Source organism: Megasphaera vaginalis (ex Srinivasan et al. 2021) (assembly GCF_000478965.1).
In the GTDB taxonomy this organism is placed as follows: Bacteria; Bacillota; Negativicutes; order Veillonellales; family Megasphaeraceae; genus Megasphaera; species Megasphaera vaginalis.
Map to the genome: position 1 here is coordinate 23,183 of NZ_AWXA01000028.1, position 21,474 is coordinate 44,656.

The following is a 21,474-nucleotide window of genomic DNA, read 5'->3' on the forward strand; positions in this document are numbered from 1 at the left end:
TTACTAAGATACCATAGATAAAAAATAGCGTCAAGGAGGCCCCATGATGCACCCGATTATTAGCACAGAAGCGCTCTCTTTTCAAAAAATGCTGCATTACCCGGACATGGCTATTGAAAAAAACGCCGTCACCTTCATCAGCGGCCCCAGCGGCTGTGGAAAAAGCACTTTGCTGAAGCTGTTTAATGCCACACTTTCCCCGCTGACAGGCTGTATACGATATAAGGGAACCGATATTTCCCTTATCAATAAAATTACTTTGCGAAGAGCCGTTTTGCTAGTCAAACAGACTCCCTACTTATTTCCCGGAACTATTTATCAAAACTTCCTATCTTACCACACTATCCAGGAACGGGCCTGTCCCGACAAAGAAAGCCTGCGCGACTATCTGTCTGTCTGCTGTATGCCGGCAGCATGGAAAACGGAGTGCCGGACACTGTCAGGCGGCGAACGACAGCGAGTCTTTTTGAGCATCGCCCTCAGCCTGCGCCCGGAAGTACTGCTTTTGGATGAACCTTCTTCCGCGTTGGACAAAGAACTGTCAGTCCGTGTTCTCGACAATATTGTCCGGTTTGCCAAACAGAATCGCCTGACGTTAGTGATCATCAGTCACGACACGGATTTACAATCTTCTTTTGCCGAACATACGATTACATTGAGGTGAGAATAATGGCAGAAATTACACCGCTCAGTATAGATCGATTTCTTCTCATATATCTGCTTTTGCTGATTATATTGATGATAATGAAAAAATGTAAAATACGTCAGAGCCGCCTGCTGCTCCTGGGCAGTCTGCAAATGACGGTCCAACTGGTATTGGCAGGATGGTTGCTGACCTATATTTTCAACAACGCCGAACCGTTGTACACGGTCATGTATGTACTCGTCATGATCGGCTTCACCATCCGCCGCGTCTTGTCAAAAAACCGCGAGCTGAATAAAAAGTTCCGCCTTTACATCGCGCTGACCTTGTCCATTTCCGGCATAAGCATCATCGTCTTTTTCATTACCTGCGTCATTAAGGAAAATTTTTTCAATCCTCAATATGTCATCCCGCTCAGCGGCATGATCTTCGGAAATGTAATGACCGGTTTGAATCTGGGCTTGAAAACATTTCGTGAAAGTATCGACGCCGAAGGGGAAAAGATAGAAGCATTGCTGAATTTCGGCGGTACGCCGGACGATATTTTGCGCCCCTTTGTTTCTCAAGCATTGGAAACTGCACTGTTTCCGACATTGAACTCCATGGTAGGCATGGGAATTGTATCCTTGCCGGGAATGATGACCGGTCAGATTCTGGCCGGCGCCATACCTGCCACGGCCATTCTGTATCAAATTGCAATCATGATTGCAATCGCGACGACAGTCTGCTTATCCGTATTCGGCTCGTTGTACTTGGGCTATCGGACAATCTACAATAAGGACGCGCAAATACTCTTTCTCCGCCATTAGCACTGCAAAAGCCGTGTCAATGGCAAACCGCTGCAGTCGCACCATGACTGCAGCGAAACCTGTACCGCACCGTCTGCTCGCCGCAGTCCTTACGACAGTGTCGCAAAAAAAACGATAAAGGTAGCCATACTGGGATATATAATGGTATTGCCACCGTCGTACATACTACACAGTCATCAACAGTCCCCATATTCCGTGAAAAAAGCGCAGACGTCTCCTTTGCTCATTACGGCAACATATCTATCGTTTCTCTCTTTGAAGCACTACTGCGCCGCTACGGCATTATCCACCGGAGAATCAAGCCTTGCAGGCTACGACATAACGACAATGTAGGACACGCTCATCGCAAAAACAACGAATATTGTTATGTCTGCTATCGCGTTCATTCACTGACCGATTTCGCGAAACAACTCACCGTACTCAATCGCAAGTACAACCAGTTTTCTCATGCGTCAGCCGCACAGGAAGTTCCCTCTTGACATCCTGCGTTATCCCAATGTGTAACATATCGTTAACAAAACAATGCCATTTCGGCGCAGATTACAAGGGATTTCTAAAAGATCTCCCCGAACGTATTTTGCTGCAACGAAAGGCCAGTCCAGCGTACGGGAATTCCATAAATACTTACAACAGGCTATCGAAGCCAAAGGCCGCCAAATAGATCATCACAATCATTACCCATGTCGGCAAGCAGAACGGCGGCACAAACAATACTGTCATGCAAATCCGCCTCGCTTCCATGATGGTAGCGTTATTAAGAACAATCTTTTTCCTATAGCGTTTCCGCCGTCCATCTTTCGTAAAGATATAAATCCAGGGATTTTCATAAAGCCACTGAATTCCATACCTAACGAGGACAATCGGCACAACAGGCACGGCAATGTAAAACCAGACTGCGGACCCGCTAAGCTCCAGGCTGTCAAAATCAAATTCATTGATCAGCAGGGCTGCGATAACAAAACGGTAACGACACTAAGCAACGCCATGTACACGGCCCTTTGAGCCGAATAAACTGTATCGCTTACCGACGTCAGCCGCCCATCGATCCGATGCATGAAAACAGGCTCTTCAATCCTGCGTTTCAGAACCTTATCATTGTTGACCAGCTTTCCATTTTCACGATGGTAGGTCTGTTCACCTGAATTGAAAATTTTCTTATAATGGCTGAAGCCGAATGCTGTACTTCCTCCATCCTGAAACATACACGCAAATACGAGCAAATAGAAAACCCTAATACCCCTGTAAGATAAATGCTGTCCATCAACGGAAGTCCGCCTAAAAGGATCGCACCAAAGGTCGCCCCCGAAGCGACAAGAAGAACCACGATTCCCTGAAACCACCATGGAACGGACAGGTAGGAACTGTATTTCTCAGCAAGTACGCTTACTTTGCCGGTCTGGCCGTTCACAGCCGCCTCGATATTACCGCTTATTAGGTAATATCCGGAGAGCAAAACCGGAAATTCTATCACCGGCACAATCTCTGTATTTAAATTAATAGATTTCGTTCCCCAGAGTTGTTCCATCCGTATGCGGTAATTCGCCTCAGCTTCCGCGGTCATTCTCTCTGAAACCTCCGCTTCATCCAAATCCGATACCTTGACCCTGTGACCTGCCACATAGGCAAACTCACACTCCTTGAGATTGTCCAAATCAAATGGTTCCATCGCATCAAGGACAAGATTATTCAATTGCCTGGGACAATTTGATAAATTCTCCTTTCAAGTAGCCGGACGCTTTAAATGCGGTGGCACCACTGCGCTTATTCACCGTACAATGCACCGGTCCCTGAACCATTTTATAGGGAAGATAATATCCTCTTAATGCCGATATTTTAGTTTTCAAATGCTTTGCTTCGGGCTTACCGCTGTTCTGATCACACCACTGGGAAAGCCTTTCTGCCGCCTCATCACGCGTCAAGCCAAAAGGAATGACATACTGCGGAAGCTCGGAGTCCATCGCGTAGCGTTTTCTGATCAGATTTCTCCCGCAGAATTCGCAACGGGATAAGGACTCATTTTTCTCAAAAACGATCGTAGCGCCGCAACCAGAACATGAGGTGGTTTCAAGATCATAGTCCGGCCTTTCCTGATCGTCCCGTTTCTTGAAAAGCAGATCCTTTTCACGTTTGGCATTCTCAATACTTACCTTGCCTCCGCAGTACTGGCAGAGGTACGCCTGATGAACATGCAGGCGCCCGCAGTTGGGGCAATAAATAGTAAGTATGTTCTTTCCCAAGGCCATGCCTTCCTTTTCAATAAACCATTGCATGCCGATAGATTTCCATAAATCAGGAAAAAAATAACTACTACATGTCCAAACTGTGCCAGTTTTTCAGAAAACACTCACGCCAACGCCTTTTCCTGCCGCTAATTTTTCATCTTCACCGTCAGCGCCACCGTCTCCACAGATATTAATCACATCTTGATGATAACGATGCATCACGAATAAAATCTTCACATTCGTTACACAAGGCCGTTGGCAAAGAGAATACTGCCGAAGAATACCTGTCAAAGGCGGATTAAATCCTTAATGCCCAGACCAAATACCCAGCACCTTCTCGGAAAAAGAACTCGCTGACACCAGCTTCTTGAAAAGACACTTTTCGGGCTTGGCAAATCCTCACGCATCGCTGATAACGAGCTGCATAACGACTCTCTGTTATCAACATCCTCAACAAGCAGCATTTCTTTTGCCCCTGTGTAAGGAAATGCAAACTTCGGATCACTCATGCATGAAACGGCCGACCGTACAGGTTTAACCAGCAACCTGTCATCGTAAATGCCGCCGATGATTTTCCCTCTGTAACACAGAATGTGCGCTCCCATCATTGCACGATAGATTACATCGTCCAAATGGGAATAATTGTTCTAAAACGTAATCGAGATGCGCTTTATTGGACGCTTCTCCGCTTCACATGCCTTAATCAGTCTTTGCGAACGGAATCGCATAGGAAGGTAACCGTAAGATCACTCTCCTCATTCAACACCATATTTCAGGCCCAGTTCACTTAACACAAATTGCGCCATCTCTCTTACTTCCCGGTATGTGTCGGACAGAGCCGCTTTGATTGCCGGAAGGTATGCTTCCTGATATTCGTTTAGCATGACATTTAGTGCGTTTACCTTATAGCGCCATAGCTTATCCTCGGGAATATAGAAAAGCTGAGACTGTAGCACCTCGCGTAAATTATTCATAATCGGACTGAACCAGTTCCGAGAGCGTCAAATGAGCCGCCATATCCGAAAATCCCGGAAACTCCTCCTCTTCAGACCACTTATTATGATTGTATGGGCAGACTTCCTGACATACATCGCATCCGTAAACCCAACCGCCAATTTTCTCTCGGCGTGGTTCGTATGGCATATCCCATCCATCCCACGTGGTAAGACAGGACACACATGTGTTTCTGGACATCATGTACGGCTTAATAAGTGATTCGGTCGGACAAGCCTTGACACATAAATTGCATTTATCAGGGCAAGGCTTTAACGTACACTTCTCTCTGTACTCCAACGATTCATCCACAAGAAACGCCTCGAGGTACTGCCACGAACCTTTTTCCGTATAGAAAAAATTATTGCGCCGTATCAGCCCTATCCCTGCTTTCATGGCTGCCCATCGCAAAGCGGTAATCCCGAATTTTCGCTTCGTAGCAACCCGAAGACCGGTACCCTCAAGATAAGACAAAAATGCATCTGTTAGCTGATATCCTTCAGAATCCCGATTTGTTCTGCTGTCGACAAGATAGTACTTCGCGTAATGGGTTTTCAGCTCAGATGGAATCTTATATTTTCCATACCAGTAAGCACAGATGATAACGGATTTAGCCCACGGATATTGCTTAGCCGGATCGGCAAAACTACGCAACTCCTCATATTTTTTTTCTGTTTCCGGAAAATATGCGATTCTTTCTGATAATTTCTCGTCATAACCTGCCATATCTGAAACGGGAATAATACCGCATGTCAGATAACCAAGTTCATGGGCTTTTCTTACAATTTCTTCCGCTGTCATAGAATCGCTCCTTCGAAGCATAGATTGCTTTTTGAAACTTTTCCTGCAAATGTTATCCTGTCTCTCCGATATTCTTAATCTTTTACATGAAGTACGCCGTCTCTATCGGGATATGAATAGAATATCGGAAACTCCGTTTTTTTAATTTTAACCAACCTGGCTTTTTCATAAAAAGCAGGGCGCATGCGAGACAGACGGAGTATCCAGCATAATATGACGCAAGCCTTTACTTACCGCATATCGCCAAAGTACATCATACAGGACAAAGCCTGCCTTTGTGATCGATATTCCTTTTTATAAATAAAGTTTTTTAGTATCGCACGATGATTTTCTTTCAGCATCCCCCCTATCGTACTAATGATTGCGCCGTCGAATCAGTCAATCCAAAACGCGCCGCTATGTTGCTGATAGAATTGACTGATAGGAAGTAAATCAGGCTATTCTTCAAGCGAAAGATTGCTCTCGGCTTTATTGTTTGAATTGCTAATATTAATTATATATTTCCATAATTATGTTTTCTACAATATATTTCAATTCACATAACGTTGACCTAAAATTATGTTTTTTGCACCATAGTCACGAAAAGTCGTTGGAACACGCACATCCAGCATTAATAAAAAACACGAAGATCCTTACAATTATGATAAATCAATTATGCTCCCCGATTATTTTTTCCATCCAAATCATGTTATACCAGCGGCCGAATTTATATCCACATGTATGAAAAGTTCCTATTTTAGAAAAACCAAGGTGCTTATGAAATTGTTCACTGTTACGAGTCAGATATTCATCCTCCACAACGGGATCACCTATACATGCATACAGGTTTAGAATTCCCGCATTTTTAAGAGTCCGCTCCAAAGCTTCATACAATACACGTCCATAACCACGGCCTTTCGCATTATGATCCAAGTAGATCGTCGTCTCGCAAGAATAGTCGTACGCAGCTCTGCCTACAAATGCTCCTGCATAAGCATAGCCTCGAATCACCCCACTTTCTTCGAGAAGGAGATAGGGATATTTTTTTAGCGTACCAGTGATACGGTTCTTGAACTCATCCAAAGACGGCACATCATACTCAAACGTAATCGCTGTATTCTTCACATAGTATTCGTATATTTCAAGCAAACGACAGGCATCTTCTATTGTCACATTTCGTATCATCAGTATCAACTCCCATTCCAATCCCCCATTATTATTCTCACAATTGCAGCGTTGCCATTTGTTTACCGAACAAGCCAGCAAGAACATCCTCTACTATGCTTGCAGGAGGTGTCTTAACGAAGTACTTTGCCGTATCGCCGCTAAGATCACTCAGTTTTATCAGGTTCTTATCAGATTCCTGATACATAATAAGCAGATTGTTACTCTTAAGCCGGGTGCTTATCACGCTGCTATGTGTTGTGACAAAAAGCTGGAAATTCTTTGCAAACGCTACCTGCTGAACAAGTCTCCGAAAATTTACAGGACTTAAATGATTTTCTGGTTCTTCAATAAAGATACCGTCTACATTTTCACCAGAACGCTGCTTTTTCCGACCTCATTATCACCAAGAAAATGCCCATATACATTACCACCATTCCATACCGTGCCGAAATCACTTCATCACCTTCTCCAGCAGAGATTTGCAGCTGTCTACCACATCGTAGATGATATTCCCGCTGGAGATCGCTTTGAAATAAATGTCCCTTCGACGGTGGATCTTTGACTCCTCACTCAGGCGAAGCTGCATCGAATTCATGGAGCCTTTTGTCTCGACTACAAAACAGATATGCTTTACCGTTCCTTTATAGAAAGCAATCAACCAGTCGGGATTACCTGTTTTGTGCTTATTCTGTGAAAAAGTAAAGTTTCCTTTTGACAAATAAAGCAGAGCTTTTCTTGCCACAATCCGAAGAAAATTGTAGGAGGAAAAATCAATGATTACTACAATTTCCAACATCAATGTTCAATATCTTTCAGCCACGGTGCTTCGCCAGTGTCTGGCTGATTCAATCGGTTCTCTTCACAGAAAATAACCATTCTTTATGAGTGATTTTTGTTTCAACGACCTCGCCTTTCTGCTTTGATTTTGTAGGCATCTTTATATCGCCACTTTATTTCCTTTTTCTGCGTAAGACCCCACGCCGTTTTTGTCTGTATGGACTTTCAGAGATTTCAACACCTCCTCCTATTAAAACAGGTTTGAATTTAACCTATTTATTATAATAATAGAATCATCAATACTAAGGAAGTCTCATCTATGAATATAAACTCTGAAATTTTCGTGTCCATCACGGAAGCAAATCAAAACTTTTCTCATGGCCCGTATAGTTGATGAAAAAGGAGCTGTTGTTATCCTAAAAAATAATTCTCCTCGCTATCTTCGACAGTTTGTGATGTACTGACCAAGCCCCTGTCCCATATCAAGGATCCTAAACGTTGCCTACAAATCCATAAGGCATTACTGCTTGGCGTTCCTGTAAGACCTGCGATTCGTTTTATCTTCGGTCTTATTTTCAGAAGACTCTTAGATCGTTTTGTTGAATAGGACTTGAAAGACGATAATTCATCAATGACCGCCGTATCAAAGTCGAATGGAAATCCACTCTTCCCACTAAACCAATCGACATTTTCTCTGTTAATCAGATAGATACCAGCGCTTTTCTTAACGCCTCTTTTCTCTCTGACTCTATACCGATAACCACAGAATATGTTAGTCCCTTTAAGCGCTCCCATTTTTCTATTTCATCAGGCCATGTATCACTTGTTACTCGAAGTGGTGAAATGACTAGAACCTTCCCTACTTCAAATCGGTTATAAAGAGGTTCAGAGATTGCCGATAACGTTATGACGGTCTTTCCTCAATCTAAGCCCATCTCCAAAAATAAAGCAGAAACATCATGAGTAAGAATATGGTTAATTGCAAATTTCTGATAATTATGCGGATTGAACTTCATTTGGCACCACCTCGAATCTCATCAATAATATCTTGAATTATTGCCGTGTTATCAACTACATAGCGGGAAAACCCTGAAGCTGATAACTGTTTCATTCGTCTTTTCTGTAAAGTTCTTAGTTTTTTTTCGGGAGCCTTTAATTCTATAAAAGCCATTCTCCCTTTTGGAAGAAGAACCAGTCTGTCCGGCGCTTCGTCAAACGGATTTCTTTTCGCCCTTTCGATGGGAGCCGATCCCGACAAAATCAACAAACCCACTACCGAAGCTTTCATGAACCTCATCGGCAGCCGGGACTGTGTCATCATCGGTCGTTGCGGAAACTACATTTTCCGTGACCGCAAAGACTGCGTCCGCGTTTTCACCTGCGGAAGTAAAGAAGGCCGGATTGCCATGAAAATGAAATTCTGGCACCTCACGAGAGAAGAAGCGGAAGATGTCGTTTTCCACTCCGACCAAAACAGAAAAGACTACCACAAATTCCACACCGGAGAAAATTGGGGCGAAGCCAAAAACTATGACCTCTGCATCGATGCACTCCGTCTCGGTCACGAAAAAACCGCACGCCTCATTATCGACTACATCTCTGCTGTATTGCCCGGGAGCCGCCCATGAAATACTTGATTCAATTCGGCATCATCATCACTATTTCCTTTCTCGGGGAAATGCTCCATGACTTCCTGCCGCTTCCCGTTCCCGCCAGCATCTACGGCATTATTCTTCTCTTCACTCTGCTCCATTACAAAATTCTCCACGTCGCACAAATCAGAGAAACCTCCATGCTTCTCATCAGCATCATGGCCTTTCTCTTTCTCCCTGCCACGGTCGGACTTTTAGGTGCCTGGGACTACATGAAATCCATGATTATTCCCTATATACTCATCAATATCCTCACCCTCATCATCGGTATCGGCGGTGCAGGACTTTTCACCCAATTTATTCTCACCCGCAAAAAGGAGGCCCGTCATGATTGATTTGCTCGAAGGATCCGTCTATTTCGGTGTATTCCTCGGAATTGCCTCCTACTGGCTCGGTATGTTCCTCCAAAAAAAATTCAAAAGCCCCCTCTTTAATCCCTTGCTCGTCTCAGGTATTATCATCATCGGATTCATACAGCTTACAGGCTATAACTATGAAAAAATGACAGACAGTCTGGACTACATCAATTATCTCCTCACCCCTGCCACCATCTGCCTTGCCGTTCCCCTCTACGAACAGATGAAAACCTTAAAAGACAATATGGCAGCCATATTTTTCGGAATTCTTGCCGGCGTACTCTCCAGTCTGATTTCCATATTCATTTTCTGCCTTCTTTTCGGGTTTGACCATGCCTCGTATGTCACCCTGCTCCCCAAAGCCATTACTACACCGATTGGTATGGGCGTCTCGCAAGAACTGGGCGGATACCCCTCCATCACCGTCGCCTCCATTATTTTCACGGGGATTATGGGAAATATCTTCGGTATCTACATACTGAAATGCTTACATATCACCCACCCGGTAGCCAAAGGGATTGCCCTCGGCACGGCTGCCCACGGCATGGGCACGGCAAGAGCCATGGAAATAGGACCCGTAGAAGGCGCGATGAGCTCCCTTTCCATCTGCATATCCGGTATCATGACCGTCATAGGCGCCAGCCTCTTTGCCCTGTTCCTCTAAAAGATAAAAAGAAAAGGCGTACCCGAAAGGTACGCTTTTTTATTATGGTTTTAGCCTGTTTCGACAGTGAAACTGTCGAAACAAAAAACTACCCGCTATGCGGGTAGAAAACAAAAGGTTATACCAAAAATCACATCTTTATATAATAAAGGTGCTCAAATCCAAAATAACAAAAGAGGTGATTTATGGTACAAAAGACAAATTCATTATCACATACCAAATGGCTATGTAAATATCACATAGTCTTTACACCAAAGTATAGACGAAAAATAATATATAATCAATATAGAAAAAGCTTAGGAGAAATAATAAAGCTATTATGTAAATACAAAGGTGTAGAAATTATCGAAGGACATTTGATGCCTGATCACGTACATATGCTAGTAAGTATACCACCGAAATTATCAATATCAAGTTTTATGGGGTACTTAAAAGGAAAGAGTGCATTGATGATGTTTGAAAAGCATGCGAATTTGAAATATAAATTTGGCAACAGACATTTTTGGGCAGAAGGATATTATGTGAGCACAGTAGGATTAAATGAGGCAACAATAGCCAAATATATAAGAGAACAAGAAAAACAAGATATAGTAAAAGACAAGTTAAGTGTAAAGGAATATGAAGATCCATTTAAAAGGAAATAAAAAGCCCTTTAAGGGCTAAGCCAAAGAGGCAAAAACACTAGGGTTTGAGAAAAGCGAAAACCAGCGCCTTTAGACGCTGGTTGTTCATATGGGCTTATAGCCCTTGTGCAAACCACCCGTTATACGGGTGGTTTTGATTGCAAATAAGGAAGTAAATAATACGGATCACATCCGCTTGATAAAAAACTCGTTTATGTTTCCGCTTTTGCTTGCTTCCCGTCACGCGGAGACAGCTTTTTTGTGTGAGTCATTTCAGTATTTTTTGTTTTTGCTCACACTTATTTCTATTCTTTTGTTTTTACTCATACTTGCCCCTTCCGTCAACCTGTCGGTTGACACCTTCCCCGTGTCCGGGGACGGCTTACGTTTCCTATTCTTTTCTTTATGTACTCATTTAGAATCAGAATATCATGGCAAAACAAAAATACCCCTGCCGTCATTCTTGAGCGGTGGTAATACGGTAATTAGGAGCGATGGCAAGCGAATTGTATTTTTAGGAGCGCAGCGACGCGAAAATGCAATGAGACGCCATACCCGACCAACGGGAGCGGTAAGAATCCGGCATAGGCTACTCATTAAAAGCGTATATAACACCCGTATTCTTTGCCCAGATTCTTCACTTCGTTCAAGAATGACAGGCAGGTATTTAATACCGTTCTGTGACAACCGATTTTTCGTTTCTGCACACTTATTTCCATTCTTTCGTATTTACTCACACTCGCCCCTTCCGACGGCTGACGCCGCCACCTTCCCCGTAGTCGGGGACGGCTTGCGATCTGCATTTTATCGTTTTATGGCAACAATCAAGTAATATATTTAAAAACTATAAATTCTTTCTTCCTTAGCGTCAGCTTCCCCCGAACACGGAGGGAAGTGCCGAGCCTTGCGAGGCGAAAGGGGCATGTGTGCGTACACAGAACAGAATATCATGGCAAACAAAAACATCTCTGCCATCATTCTTGAGCGGCGAGCAAAATCGGAATGATGACAAAGGAAAAACATAATTTGACTCTTAGCGAAGAATCCGGCATAGGATAATCATTAAAAGCGTATATAACACCCGTATTCTTTGCCCAGATTCTTCACTTCGTTCAAGAATGACAGGCAAGTATTAATACCGTTCTGTGACAACCGCTTTTTCCGTTTCCATTCACACTTATTTCCATTCTTTCTTTTCTACTCACACTTGCCCCTTTCGTCAGCTCCGCTGACACTTTCCCCGACAAGCGGGGACAGCTTGCGTCTTGTATACTTTTCTTTATGTACTCATTTAGCATCAGAATATCATGGCAAAACAAAAACACCCCTGCCGTCATTCTTGAGCGGAGAACAGAATTGGAATGATGATGAAAGAAAAAACATCATCTGACTCTTAGCGAAGAATCCGGCAGCGGGTACAGGAAAACACATTTAATATCTCCAACCTCTGCCCGGATTCTTCACTTCGTTCAAGAATGACGGGCAAGTAGTTAATACCGTTCTGCAAAAACTGCTTTTTTCGTTTCTGCTCACACTTGCCCCTTCCGACGGCTTCGCCGCCACCTTAGCCAAGGCAAAGCGTCTCACTCACTTTTACAGCGTCGCTCCGCTCCTCGAAAAGTGGTTCGCTTGCTTCCCGTCATCCGGGGACGGCTTGCAGTTTGCATTTTATTGTTTTATGGCAATAATCAAGTAATATATTTTAAAAACTTTGAATTCTTTCTTCCTCAACGTCATATATGAATTATTTTGCTTTCTTTCATGCAGCATGAAAAAACCCCGGGGAGTTATTTCCCTCGGGGTTTTCTTTTTTACTTCGGTTGTGCCGTTTTTATGAAGTTTTATTTTGCTTTTCTCTTCTCGTTGACACGGACTCTTTCGATGACCGGGTTTCCGTTTTTGTCTTTGGAAATGACATCGATACGGAAACGTTCCAATTCCGGTTCGAATTCCTGAATCAGTTTTTCGTTTACGTTAAGGCCTTTTTGCATGGCTCTGTAAACGAGCTGCGCGAATTCGTAGCGGGTCATCATGCGATCGCCTCGGAAGGTGCCGTCCGGGTAACCTTCGAGCAAGCCCTGTTTCGTGAGCTCTTCGACCGCTTCATAGGCCCAGTGGTTTTTCTCGATGTCCGGGAAGAGTTTCATCTTCATCGGATCGAGTTCCTGTCCCTGACCGACGCCGACAATCGCCTGTCGCAATACTTCGACTTCCGAGCGGAGATCTTTGATCTCTTTCGCCATAGCGATCTTGGAGGTCGTGACGTTATTGCCCTGGCCGAGTTTCACGGAAACGCCCGCGTTCACCATGTTTTCACCGCCGCCGAACGAGCCGCCGACGCTGAACATGGTGTCTTCATTCGGACGATAGTACGCGCCGATAGCAACAGCGTTCGCGCCGCTGTAATTGCCGTAGCCGGCCGCGAAGTCCCATTTGTCATCCGGATCAAAGTCCAGCGGATGGAGAGCGGCAAGCGCAGCTGCACCCGCGCCGACTCGGTTCACACGTCCGTCCAGTTCACTCACTTTGCCGCCGAGAATGGCCAGATTCTGATTGCCCGCGTTCGCAATGGCATTGAGCTGTCTTACGTTCACCGCGTCGGTATCGGCTTTGCCGTCTGCCACGTTGGCGATTACCTTACCGCCGGCGTCAATGCCGTCTTTTTTGACGGACGGGCCGTCTTTGATGGTAAGACCGTCGTTGTTGATCGTTACGTCATTGCCTGCTTTGAAAGTGGCACTGCTTACTCTGGTCAGACCTGTCAGTTCTTTGTTCAGTTTGAGATTGTAACCGACTTTTTTGTTACCGTCCATGATGTCACCGACAACAAGGTTGGTTTCTCCTTGCGCCGCCTCGACTTTCGGACCGGTTACGGTGTATTCTTTACCGCCATTGGCATTCGTGCCTTCGCTGACAGTGACATAGTCACCTGCTACCACAGTAGTATGCTTTTTCGCCGCTTCTGCCGCATTTTGCGATACCGCTTTCAACTGATCTTCTGTCGCTGCGCGGCCGGAGACATATTTGTCAGCATCCCATGTCGTATTGGAGAGTCCTGTGATTTGTCCCTTGCCTTTCGTGCCATCAACAGTGACATCACCTGCTTTGATTTTGTCGCCGAGACTTACCTTGTAGTTGACCGGCTTTCCGTCTTCTACAATTTTTTCAACTTTGACGCCGCTTTTTCCGTCATCTGTGACGGTTACCTGATTCGCATCGACATAGTCCTTAACGGTTTTTCCGGTAACGAGATTTTCATCTTTATCTCCGCCAATGGTCCCGTCTTTCGCGATGTCTACCACATATTTTGTAGACTTGTCCGCTTGTGTTTCAGAGGTAACGGTAATCTGGCTGTTTTCTGCCGCTTCTACAGTGACTTTGCTTCCAGCGACAGTTTGTTGCAGTTTGTACAACTGTCCGCCGTTCACCGCGTCGGTACTGTTTTCAGATACGTCGCCATCTGCCACGTTGGTGATTTTCTTCTTGCCCGCGTTGATACCGCCGGTGGTGACAGACGGACCGCCTGTAATCTTAAGACCGGTTTTGTCGAGCGTTACGTCATTACCTGCTTTGAACGTGTCGCTGCTTACGCTGGTAAGGCCTGTGAGCTCTTTGTTCAGTTCGAGTTTGTAGCCTACCTTCTTGCCATCCTTATCCGTATCGTCGGTAACAGTCAGGTTTTTCTCTCCATCAACTACGGTGAGTTTCGGGCCGTTGACGGTGTAGGTCGTTCCCTTTCCATCTTCCGTTTTTTTCGTAACGGTTACATAGTCACCTGCTTCTACGGTTGTCTTGCTATTTTTGATTTCCGTCTTAAGATCGGTAACAGTTTCATTTTGGGAAATATCAATCTGTTTTCCGTCGATACCGTATTTAATGGTCGAGCCGTCTCTTGTAACGGTCAGTCCCTTATCTTTTACTGCTACATCAAAGGTAACCTCATTACCGTCTTTAATTTCCGCTTCTCCATCAACGCCGCCCGCTTTCAGCTTCCACGAGGTCATCTTAGCGGCAATAGCTTTCGTGTTCTTGTCGATGTTTTCGGTGTTCTTACCGATAGCTTCGGTATTCTTACCGATGTTTGTCGTGTTATCCGTTACCTGTTTCTTGAACTTTGCATCCAAGCCTACGGTAACGGTCGGAGCAGTATCGTTGCCGCCTACGGTCACGGTGGTTTCACCGGCTGTACCGAGGAATTGGATATTCGGCGTCGATGTTTTGCTTAAGGTCAAATTCTTTTTAGTCGTAGCGTCTGCACCGCTAATCGAGAATTTCGCGGAAATATTGGTGACTGCCGTATCTCCGTCATTGATATTTTTCACCAGTTGAGTGTTATTTACACCATACTTGATAGTCGCGCCGTTTCTCGCTACGGTAAGTCCCTGACCCGTTTCTACGTCAAAAGTAACGTCATTATCCGTATTGTTAATCGTTTTTCCGGCTTTTTCCGCGTCTTTGTCTGAAGCAGCCTTCAGAACCCAAGAGTTCATCTTGCCTGTCACAGTCGAGTTGGTATTTATCTGCTTATTGATTTGGTCATTCAGCTTGGTTTCGCTCATGCCGAGCTTCAGGCCGTCATTGTCCACGGTCGCCGTGATATAGTCATCACCCGTGACTTTAACGGTATCTTCGGCTTTCACGGTTTTTGTTCCTGTATTGGCGTCTTTCAGCGTCCAGCCTTTTTTGATGGTCGTGATGTCTTCCTTGTTGGTCGTGACTTTGCCTTCCAACGCTTTCAGCTGTGCGACGTTCACAGCATCATTGTCTTCCGCACCGCCTGCAACATTGGTAATGCGGCGGTAGTTCTGCTTAATCTTTTCATCACCAATCGTATATTCAGAATTGCCGACAGATACTACACCGTTTTCTTTCTTGAAAGCTTCCTTGGATAAGTAAGCTTCTGTTTTTACATCATCGGCAATGTTGGCAAGAGAGTTATTGCCCAAAGCAAGGGAGTTGTCAGCAGCGACACGGGCATGCGAGCCGAGTGCTACCGATTGATTGACTTTTCCTGTGCCGTCCAGTGTCGATGTAATCGCGTAATCGCCCAAGGCCATGGAGCTTTCACCAAGCGCCCTTGCGAAATGACCGATGGCGGTAGAGTTCTTTCCTTCCGCTCTGGCCTGTTTGCCCAATGCATTGGCATAGTGACCGATGGCTTTGGACAAGACACCGACAGCCACTGTATTCGTATCAAAGGCTTCCGCACCTGCCCCGACGGCGGTATTCTGATATCCGAAGGACTTCGCTCCAAATCCGACAGCTGTTGAGTTCTTCGTTTCCTTACCGGCTTCCACAACCGTGTCATCATCCACAGGCGTGTAGTAGTTATTCGAAACACCGGTGTCCGGCGTGGTTCCGTCTGCCGCCTGTTTGCCGATATAGGCTCCTCTGCCGATCGCCGTACCGTTCCATGCGGTGCTGTCCGTCGTCGCTTTGTATCCAAATACGGAAGAATGATTTCCCTCTGCCTTGGTCAGTGTCCCGACAGCGAGAGCGACTTCGCCCAGCGCTTTGGCTCCGCGCCCGTAAGCACTAGAGTCATCCGTTTTGGCTTCCGATTGCACACCGATAGCTAAAGAGTTACTTCCCTTTGCATTTGCACCATACGCCATGGCGACAGCGGTCGAAGCCTGCGCTTTCGCTGCCTGTCCGATGGCTACGCCCCAGCCGCCGGTCGCTTCCGCTTCTCTGCCGATCGCTATATCAGAATATCCGGCCGCCTTTGATTTCCATCCCGTCGCGAAAGCGGATTTACCCGATGCTGCGGCGTTTTTACCGATAGCAACCGCATCTGTCCCCGTCGCTCCGTCGTTACTCCAGTTCGTTCCGGCAGGATTTGCGCTGTCCTCAGAGTTTACTGAGAAATAGTGAATGGAAGGCAACTTGTCAATACGATCACCCAATTTGGTAATCGACTGGTTATTTGTGATATCGAGCTTGCTTCCGTTGATACTGTACTTAATGGTCGAGTTTTCTCTCGTTACGGTGATCCCGTCGCCGGAAGCGTCAAAGGTAACTTCATTACCGTTTTTGATGTCCTGCGGTGTTGTTTCGCCCTTTACTTTCAGCTTCCAAGAACTCATGACGCCACCAGGGCCTTCGGTAATGCCGAGGTCTTTTTTCAGCTGGTTCATGTTCAGCTTGTAAGTGACGTTTCTGTCCGTACCGACAGTTGAGGTCAGCGAGGAGCCGTTCTCCGTTGCTTCCGTTGTTTTGTCTACGGCAGCTTTGAAGGTAACCTCCTGCTTCGTATCTCCGCCGAGTGTAACATTCGCCGAACCCGTTCCGCCGTCTTTCACGGTGAAACCATTTTGCAATTTAGTGATATTCGTTTGGTTGGTTGTTGCGATAGTCTTGACGTCACTCAACTGTTTGAAGTTAACCGCATCGCCGTCTTCTGTACCGGCTGCCACGTTGGTAATTTTCTTACTGCCTGCATCAATGCCTGTAGCGGTTACAGACGGACCGTTTGTAATGGTCAGTCCCGTTCCTCCGAGTGTGACGTTATCACCTGCTTTGAACGTAGTACTGCTTACACTGGTAAGACCTGTGAGTTCTTTATTCAAGCTGAGCTTGTAGCCTATTTTTCTCTTATCCGTTGTGCCTGTTATTGTTTCTTCGTCATCTGCCACAGTCAGGTTGCCGCCGTCTACGGAGAGTGTCGGTCCTTTGACGGTGTATACGGTTCCGTCTACGTTCTGTTCTTTGCCTTCCGTAACAGTTACATAGTCGCCTGCTTTGACTGTGGTTCTCGCTGCTTTCAGCTGGAGTACGTTTACGGCGTCATTGTCGTGGATACCGCCTGCCACATTGACAATACGGCGATAGTTCGCTGCGACGTCCTTATCCCCTACTTTGTACGCCGGATTGCCGACCGAGACGATACCCGCTGCGGCTTTCACTTCTTCATCGCTGAGGTATGCTTTTCCGTCAATCGCTTCTTTCGCGAAAGAGTTGCTGCCGATGGCAACACTGTTTTCATCATAAGCACGCGCGCCGAATCCCAGCGCTACGCCGCCTTTTTTGTACACGATGGTATTCGCGCCGAGAGCCGTTGCGAATTCCGCGCGGGAGTCCGCCCAATGACCGACCGAGGTCGATTCTTTTTCAAATGTACGCGCCTGTTTGCCCAGTGCCGTGCTGTAATTCCCTTTGGCAACCGCCGCGGCACCGACCGCTGTCGTATTGGTGTCATGTGCTTCCGCACCTGCTCCCAATGCCGTCGTTTGGAATCCGAAAGCACTCGCTTTCATACCGATCGCCATCGAGTTTTCGCGTGCCAGTTTTCCCGGACCCGCTACTGTATCATCAGCGACCGGCAAATACGGTTCGCTCGGGTTCCATGCATCCCCCGGATTCGACATGCCCGTACCCAGATGACCCTGCGTTTTGGCGCCGACATAGGCGCCATCACCGATGGCTATTCCGCGACCACCCGTTTCATCTACCGTGCTGTTCGTTCCTACTGCAATTCCGCGGTTCGCCAACGATTTTGCCTGCGTACCGAAACTGATTCCGTTTTCCGCATCCGTTTTCGCAGTCGTGCCAATCGCAATGCCTTGATTCTTGGTTACAGCGGCCTCCTGCCCGATCGCGGTAGCGTACATTGCGGCTTGCGCCTTAGCTTCATTGCCGAGCGCTATATTGGCAAATCCCGCAGCGTCACTCTTCATGCCCAGAGCAAGTGAATAATGCGCGTTCGCGCCTGTGTGAGCGCTTGCACCCATGGCTACTGCAGCATAACCCTCACTTTTTGCTTTTTGGCCGATCGCAATGGCCTTATTTCCTGTCGCGCCGTCATTATTCCAGTTGGTGTCGGCAGGTTTTTTACTGTCATCTGCTTTGACGGAGAAATAGTGAATGGAAGGCAAGTTGTCTACTTTGGTATTCAAGGCCTTCAGCTGCGCAACGTTCACCGCGTCGGTGTCCTGTATACCTGCGGCAAGGTTGGTGATTTGTCTTGTCTTATCTGACGTGCCTACGGATATTGCGCCGTTTCCTGATTTCCATGTCGATGTCGTCTTTGCGGAGGCTTCTCCCGTGAGAGGATCATAGCCGGCAATACCCGCAGCGGTACTTGCTACGGAACCGGTACCCAAAGCCACGCCGCCGTCCTCGCTGACGTTGGCGTCATTGCCGAGGATGGTGACGTTCGATTTTTCGGTTTTCGCTTTCGTTGTCAGCGAGCCGATAATGATATTTCCATTGACGTTTTCCAACTCGTGGTTGTCGCCCAGTATCAGGTTATGACTGGAATCGACAACGGTGTTTCTGTTGCCTGTAACGATGTTATAGGTTACTCTCGGAGTGCTTGGCCCATTCTCGTCAGGTTGCGAATTGGAAATTTCGTTGCCTACGCCGGAAACTTGCGTATAGAGAGCGCCTGACACCAAGTTCCCGTCACCTTCGACGCTCACATGGCTTCTTCCCTTCTGGAAAAGGCCGGTCGGGTCGCCACCGTCTATAGGATCAAGGAAATCCTGCTCTTTTTGCTTATCTTCATCGGTCAGCGCTTCGTTATTATACGCGTCATACACAAAGTTGCCCGTACCACGGACAAACGTACCGTGAGACTCCTCGACTCTGTTCATGTTCCCGATAACTTTATCTTCCCGACCACCATTTTCCGCACTTTGAGCAAATATAGTGTTATCTGATCCGAGAATAATGCTTTGATCAAACTGTCCTTCTTTGGCCTTTAATCCACCGGTATAATTGTCCGAATTTTCACCGACGATGACGCTACCCTGTCCTCTGACAAATGAATGAGCACCTAAAGCAACGGCACCATCGCCATCTGATGATGTATGAGCACCGATAGCAATCGCACCCCGTTTGCTGGCGCCATCATTTTTGTAGTTGCCTTCATTAGGCGCCATGCCTTCACTTTTTACAGAAACGTAGTGCAAGAAAGGCATATTATTATATAAGTATCTGATTCTTGAATCATTTGTACTTACATCCGTCTTAAGACGCCCGATGTCTCCCTCGTTTGTGCGTACCCTCCCGGAAAGATTGGTAATACTTGTGGTATTGGTAGCGATTCTCGCTCCCAGCTTATTTTCCGACGCAACAAGGTCTTTCCATGCTTTGCTCTGGAGAGCTTTCAGCTGCGCCACGTTGACCGCGTCGGTGTTGTCCGTACCGGCAGCGACATTGATAATTTGTCGGGTAATATCCTTTTGCTGATTACCGACAGAAACGGCCGCTTTTGTGGCTTTCCACGTGGAAGTTTCGTCCGCGCCGGCGCCCAACGGATCATAACCGACTTTACCGGCTTTGCCGTAACTCGGAGAGCTATAAGATCCTACGTTGGATTCACTGCCCAACGCCACGCCGCCATCGATATCCGCTCTGGTGTTCGCGCCGAGGGTCACCGCGTCCTTCGCATAGGCTATCGACTTATATCCGAGAGCCGTTGCGTTTTCCAAGGCCGCATTGGCGCTGCTCCCGATTGCCGTACCGCCTTCAGCTAATTGTTTTTGCCAGACATCACCCACATTGGCAGTTCCGCCCAATGCGATCGAGTTTTTGCCGTACGCTCTGGCTTCCCGTCCGATAGCGACGGTATTATACACCGTTGCCGTATCATTTTCATTGCCGGCCATTGCGCTGCGACCGATGGCAATCGTATCACCGCTGTATGCCTGCGCCCCGCCGCTCGAAGATTCGTGGTCACTGCCGATGGCAATCGCACCGAGTCCTTTAGCAGTTGCGTTATTACCGAAGGCAACGGAATCCATCGCCGATGCTTCCGAGCCGAATCCGAAACTCGAGGCATAGTGTGCCTTCGCCTTCGCACCCGTACCGATGGCGGTGGAGTGACGGCCATGTGCTTTGGCATCCGTACCGATGGCAATCGCACCGAACTTTTGTGTGATGTCACTGGTTACGTAGGGTAATTTTGTTTTCGGGTCATATTGAATCGACTTACCTGATTTTGGGGTAAAGCCAGGAGCTGTAGACCAATCCGTCGTGTTATCATCTTCGTCCAAGCCGGCTTCAGCTTGAATCCCGATGGCAATACCTTTATGAACGGCACGTGCGTCGTTCCCGACGGAAACCGACTTGTCGCCCAGCGCCCAGGCATGGTTACCGATAGCGACGCCACCGTCACCGTGATAACCGTCCTTATCCTTGGATCCTCCCGCCAAAGCAGAGCGACCGATGGCAACGCCATGCTTGGCTTCCGCGAATGCACGGTAGCCGAGTGCCATGGAGTGCGCACCGAAAGCCCCGTCGTTATTGACGTTGGTCCAGTCTGATTTGGCATAGCGTTCCAGATAGTCACGGGACGGTTCAATATAGTCCGGACGTACGGCAAAATACCGAAGCGTAAGTCCGTCCTTCTTAAGTTTCTCACCGATTTTACTCGAAACATCATTATAGTAGAAAATACGATTAGCAATCGCATCAGGAAAGTTCGTGGGCCCGTACTCCGCTTTCGCACCGGGAATTTCTCCACCGTGTGCAATCTTATCAAGCAAATCTAGGGCGACTTCGTTCTTGATTTCCTCTTTTTCCTGTTGTGTCAGCGCCTGTACATCTGCCACGCCTCCTGCCAAAAGCGCAGTCATGACAAAGACGGCAAGCAGGCTGTTTTTAACACGTGACTTATTATTCCCGTGTCCTTTCGCCAGCTCGGATGCAACGACCCAGCAGTTTTTCGTCTTACTCCAAATTAACTTATAAATTTTATTCATATTTCCTCCTAAAAAGAGAATCGCAGCTAAAAGCTGCCCCCCCAAAAATATCGACGCTATTATTGTATTATCATTATAAGCC

General features: G+C 46.6%; 14 protein-coding genes and 2 pseudogenes. 6 read left to right on the plus strand and 10 right to left on the minus strand.

Features of this window, described 5'->3' with window-relative positions:
- Positions 1 to 43: 43 nt before the first annotated feature.
- Both HMPREF1250_RS05115 and HMPREF1250_RS05120 read left to right on the plus strand, forming a co-directional pair.
- Complete coding sequence (locus tag HMPREF1250_RS05115; protein ID WP_023053569.1) at positions 44 to 664, plus strand: ABC transporter ATP-binding protein; 621 nt, start codon at positions 44 to 46, stop codon at positions 662 to 664.
- A gap of 5 nt (positions 665 to 669) precedes the next feature.
- The gene (locus HMPREF1250_RS05120; protein WP_023053613.1) at positions 670 to 1,452 is read left to right on the plus strand and encodes an ABC transporter permease; all 783 of its coding nucleotides are present in this window, start codon (positions 670 to 672) and stop codon (positions 1,450 to 1,452) included.
- A gap of 1,081 nt (positions 1,453 to 2,533) precedes the next feature.
- Here the strand turns inward: HMPREF1250_RS05120 and HMPREF1250_RS05130 are convergent.
- The 8 genes and pseudogenes from HMPREF1250_RS05130 to HMPREF1250_RS12280 all read right to left on the minus strand — a co-directional run bounded on the left by HMPREF1250_RS05130 (position 2,534) and on the right by HMPREF1250_RS12280 (position 8,679).
- On the minus strand, positions 2,534 to 3,118 hold the full coding sequence (locus HMPREF1250_RS05130) for a hypothetical protein (RefSeq protein WP_231391285.1): 585 nt from the start codon (positions 3,116 to 3,118) through the stop codon (positions 2,534 to 2,536).
- A gap of 16 nt (positions 3,119 to 3,134) precedes the next feature.
- Positions 3,135 to 3,722, minus strand: coding sequence for a hypothetical protein (locus tag HMPREF1250_RS05135; RefSeq protein WP_023053618.1), 588 nt, complete (start codon positions 3,720 to 3,722; stop codon positions 3,135 to 3,137).
- A gap of 332 nt (positions 3,723 to 4,054) precedes the next feature.
- Positions 4,055 to 4,355: pseudogene (locus tag HMPREF1250_RS12220) on the minus strand (TfoX/Sxy family protein); the annotation flags it as partial.
- Positions 4,356 to 4,640: 285 nt separating this feature from the next.
- The gene (locus HMPREF1250_RS05140) at positions 4,641 to 5,468 is read right to left on the minus strand and encodes an epoxyqueuosine reductase (protein WP_023053611.1); all 828 of its coding nucleotides are present in this window, start codon (positions 5,466 to 5,468) and stop codon (positions 4,641 to 4,643) included.
- A gap of 648 nt (positions 5,469 to 6,116) precedes the next feature.
- On the minus strand, positions 6,117 to 6,632 hold the full coding sequence (locus HMPREF1250_RS05145; protein ID WP_036242763.1) for a GNAT family N-acetyltransferase: 516 nt from the start codon (positions 6,630 to 6,632) through the stop codon (positions 6,117 to 6,119).
- Between the two features lie 37 nt (positions 6,633 to 6,669).
- Entirely contained in the window at positions 6,670 to 6,969 is a 300-nt protein-coding gene (locus tag HMPREF1250_RS12275; protein WP_081696494.1) for an AAA family ATPase, read from the minus strand.
- Between the two features lie 96 nt (positions 6,970 to 7,065).
- On the minus strand, positions 7,066 to 7,410 hold the full coding sequence (locus HMPREF1250_RS12015) for a hypothetical protein (protein WP_071784758.1): 345 nt from the start codon (positions 7,408 to 7,410) through the stop codon (positions 7,066 to 7,068).
- Positions 7,411 to 8,403: 993 nt separating this feature from the next.
- Positions 8,404 to 8,679 (minus strand): VRR-NUC domain-containing protein, encoded by a 276-nt coding sequence (locus HMPREF1250_RS12280; protein WP_023053615.1) that lies wholly within the window; start codon positions 8,677 to 8,679, stop codon positions 8,404 to 8,406.
- On the opposite strand from HMPREF1250_RS12280, the gene HMPREF1250_RS12285 reads away from it, so the two are divergent.
- From HMPREF1250_RS12285 to tnpA, 4 genes are all read left to right on the plus strand, one after another.
- On the plus strand, positions 8,678 to 9,019 hold the full coding sequence (locus tag HMPREF1250_RS12285; protein WP_051356062.1) for a cytidylate kinase-like family protein: 342 nt from the start codon (positions 8,678 to 8,680) through the stop codon (positions 9,017 to 9,019). The genes HMPREF1250_RS12280 and HMPREF1250_RS12285 overlap by 2 nt on opposite strands.
- Positions 9,016 to 9,378, plus strand: a complete 363-nt coding sequence (locus HMPREF1250_RS05170) for a CidA/LrgA family protein (RefSeq protein WP_023053619.1) — start codon at positions 9,016 to 9,018, stop codon at positions 9,376 to 9,378. Before HMPREF1250_RS12285 ends, HMPREF1250_RS05170 begins: the two co-directional genes overlap by 4 nt.
- Positions 9,371 to 10,063, plus strand: a complete 693-nt coding sequence (locus HMPREF1250_RS05175) for an LrgB family protein (protein WP_023053550.1) — start codon at positions 9,371 to 9,373, stop codon at positions 10,061 to 10,063. The genes HMPREF1250_RS05170 and HMPREF1250_RS05175 overlap by 8 nt, the downstream gene beginning before the upstream one ends.
- Positions 10,064 to 10,248: 185 nt before the next feature.
- Positions 10,249 to 10,707, plus strand: a complete 459-nt coding sequence (gene tnpA, locus HMPREF1250_RS05180; RefSeq protein WP_023053558.1) for an IS200/IS605 family transposase — start codon at positions 10,249 to 10,251, stop codon at positions 10,705 to 10,707.
- Between the two features lie 1,820 nt (positions 10,708 to 12,527).
- Here the strand turns inward: tnpA and HMPREF1250_RS12030 are convergent.
- A complete protein-coding gene (locus HMPREF1250_RS12030) occupies positions 12,528 to 20,843 on the minus strand; it encodes an S-layer homology domain-containing protein (RefSeq protein ID WP_419177282.1) in 8,316 nt (2,771 codons plus the stop codon).
- A 33-nt stretch (positions 20,844 to 20,876) separates the two neighbouring features.
- Positions 20,877 to 21,392: pseudogene (locus HMPREF1250_RS12290) on the minus strand (ESPR domain-containing protein); the annotation flags it as partial.
- Positions 21,393 to 21,474: the final 82 nt, after the last annotated feature.

Bases quoted from the DNA above. Each gene is read 5' to 3' on its own strand.
- HMPREF1250_RS12015 (WP_071784758.1), bottom strand. From the start codon at position 7,410: ATGTTGGAAATTGTAGTAATCATTGATTTTTCCTCCTACAATTTTCTT.
- HMPREF1250_RS05115 (WP_023053569.1), top strand. From the start codon at position 44: ATGATGCACCCGATTATTAGCACAGAAGCGCTCTCTTTTCAAAAAATG.
- HMPREF1250_RS12285 (WP_051356062.1), top strand. From the start codon at position 8,678: ATGAACCTCATCGGCAGCCGGGACTGTGTCATCATCGGTCGTTGCGGA.
- HMPREF1250_RS05140 (WP_023053611.1), bottom strand. From the start codon at position 5,468: ATGACAGCGGAAGAAATTGTAAGAAAAGCCCATGAACTTGGTTATCTG.
- tnpA (WP_023053558.1), top strand. From the start codon at position 10,249: ATGGTACAAAAGACAAATTCATTATCACATACCAAATGGCTATGTAAA.
- HMPREF1250_RS05120 (WP_023053613.1), top strand. From the start codon at position 670: ATGGCAGAAATTACACCGCTCAGTATAGATCGATTTCTTCTCATATAT.
- HMPREF1250_RS05145 (WP_036242763.1), bottom strand. From the start codon at position 6,632: ATGATACGAAATGTGACAATAGAAGATGCCTGTCGTTTGCTTGAAATA.
- HMPREF1250_RS05135 (WP_023053618.1), bottom strand. From the start codon at position 3,722: ATGCAATGGTTTATTGAAAAGGAAGGCATGGCCTTGGGAAAGAACATA.
- HMPREF1250_RS05175 (WP_023053550.1), top strand. From the start codon at position 9,371: ATGATTGATTTGCTCGAAGGATCCGTCTATTTCGGTGTATTCCTCGGA.
- HMPREF1250_RS12280 (WP_023053615.1), bottom strand. From the start codon at position 8,679: ATGAAAGCTTCGGTAGTGGGTTTGTTGATTTTGTCGGGATCGGCTCCC.
- HMPREF1250_RS05170 (WP_023053619.1), top strand. From the start codon at position 9,016: ATGAAATACTTGATTCAATTCGGCATCATCATCACTATTTCCTTTCTC.
- HMPREF1250_RS05130 (WP_231391285.1), bottom strand. From the start codon at position 3,118: ATGGAACCATTTGATTTGGACAATCTCAAGGAGTGTGAGTTTGCCTAT.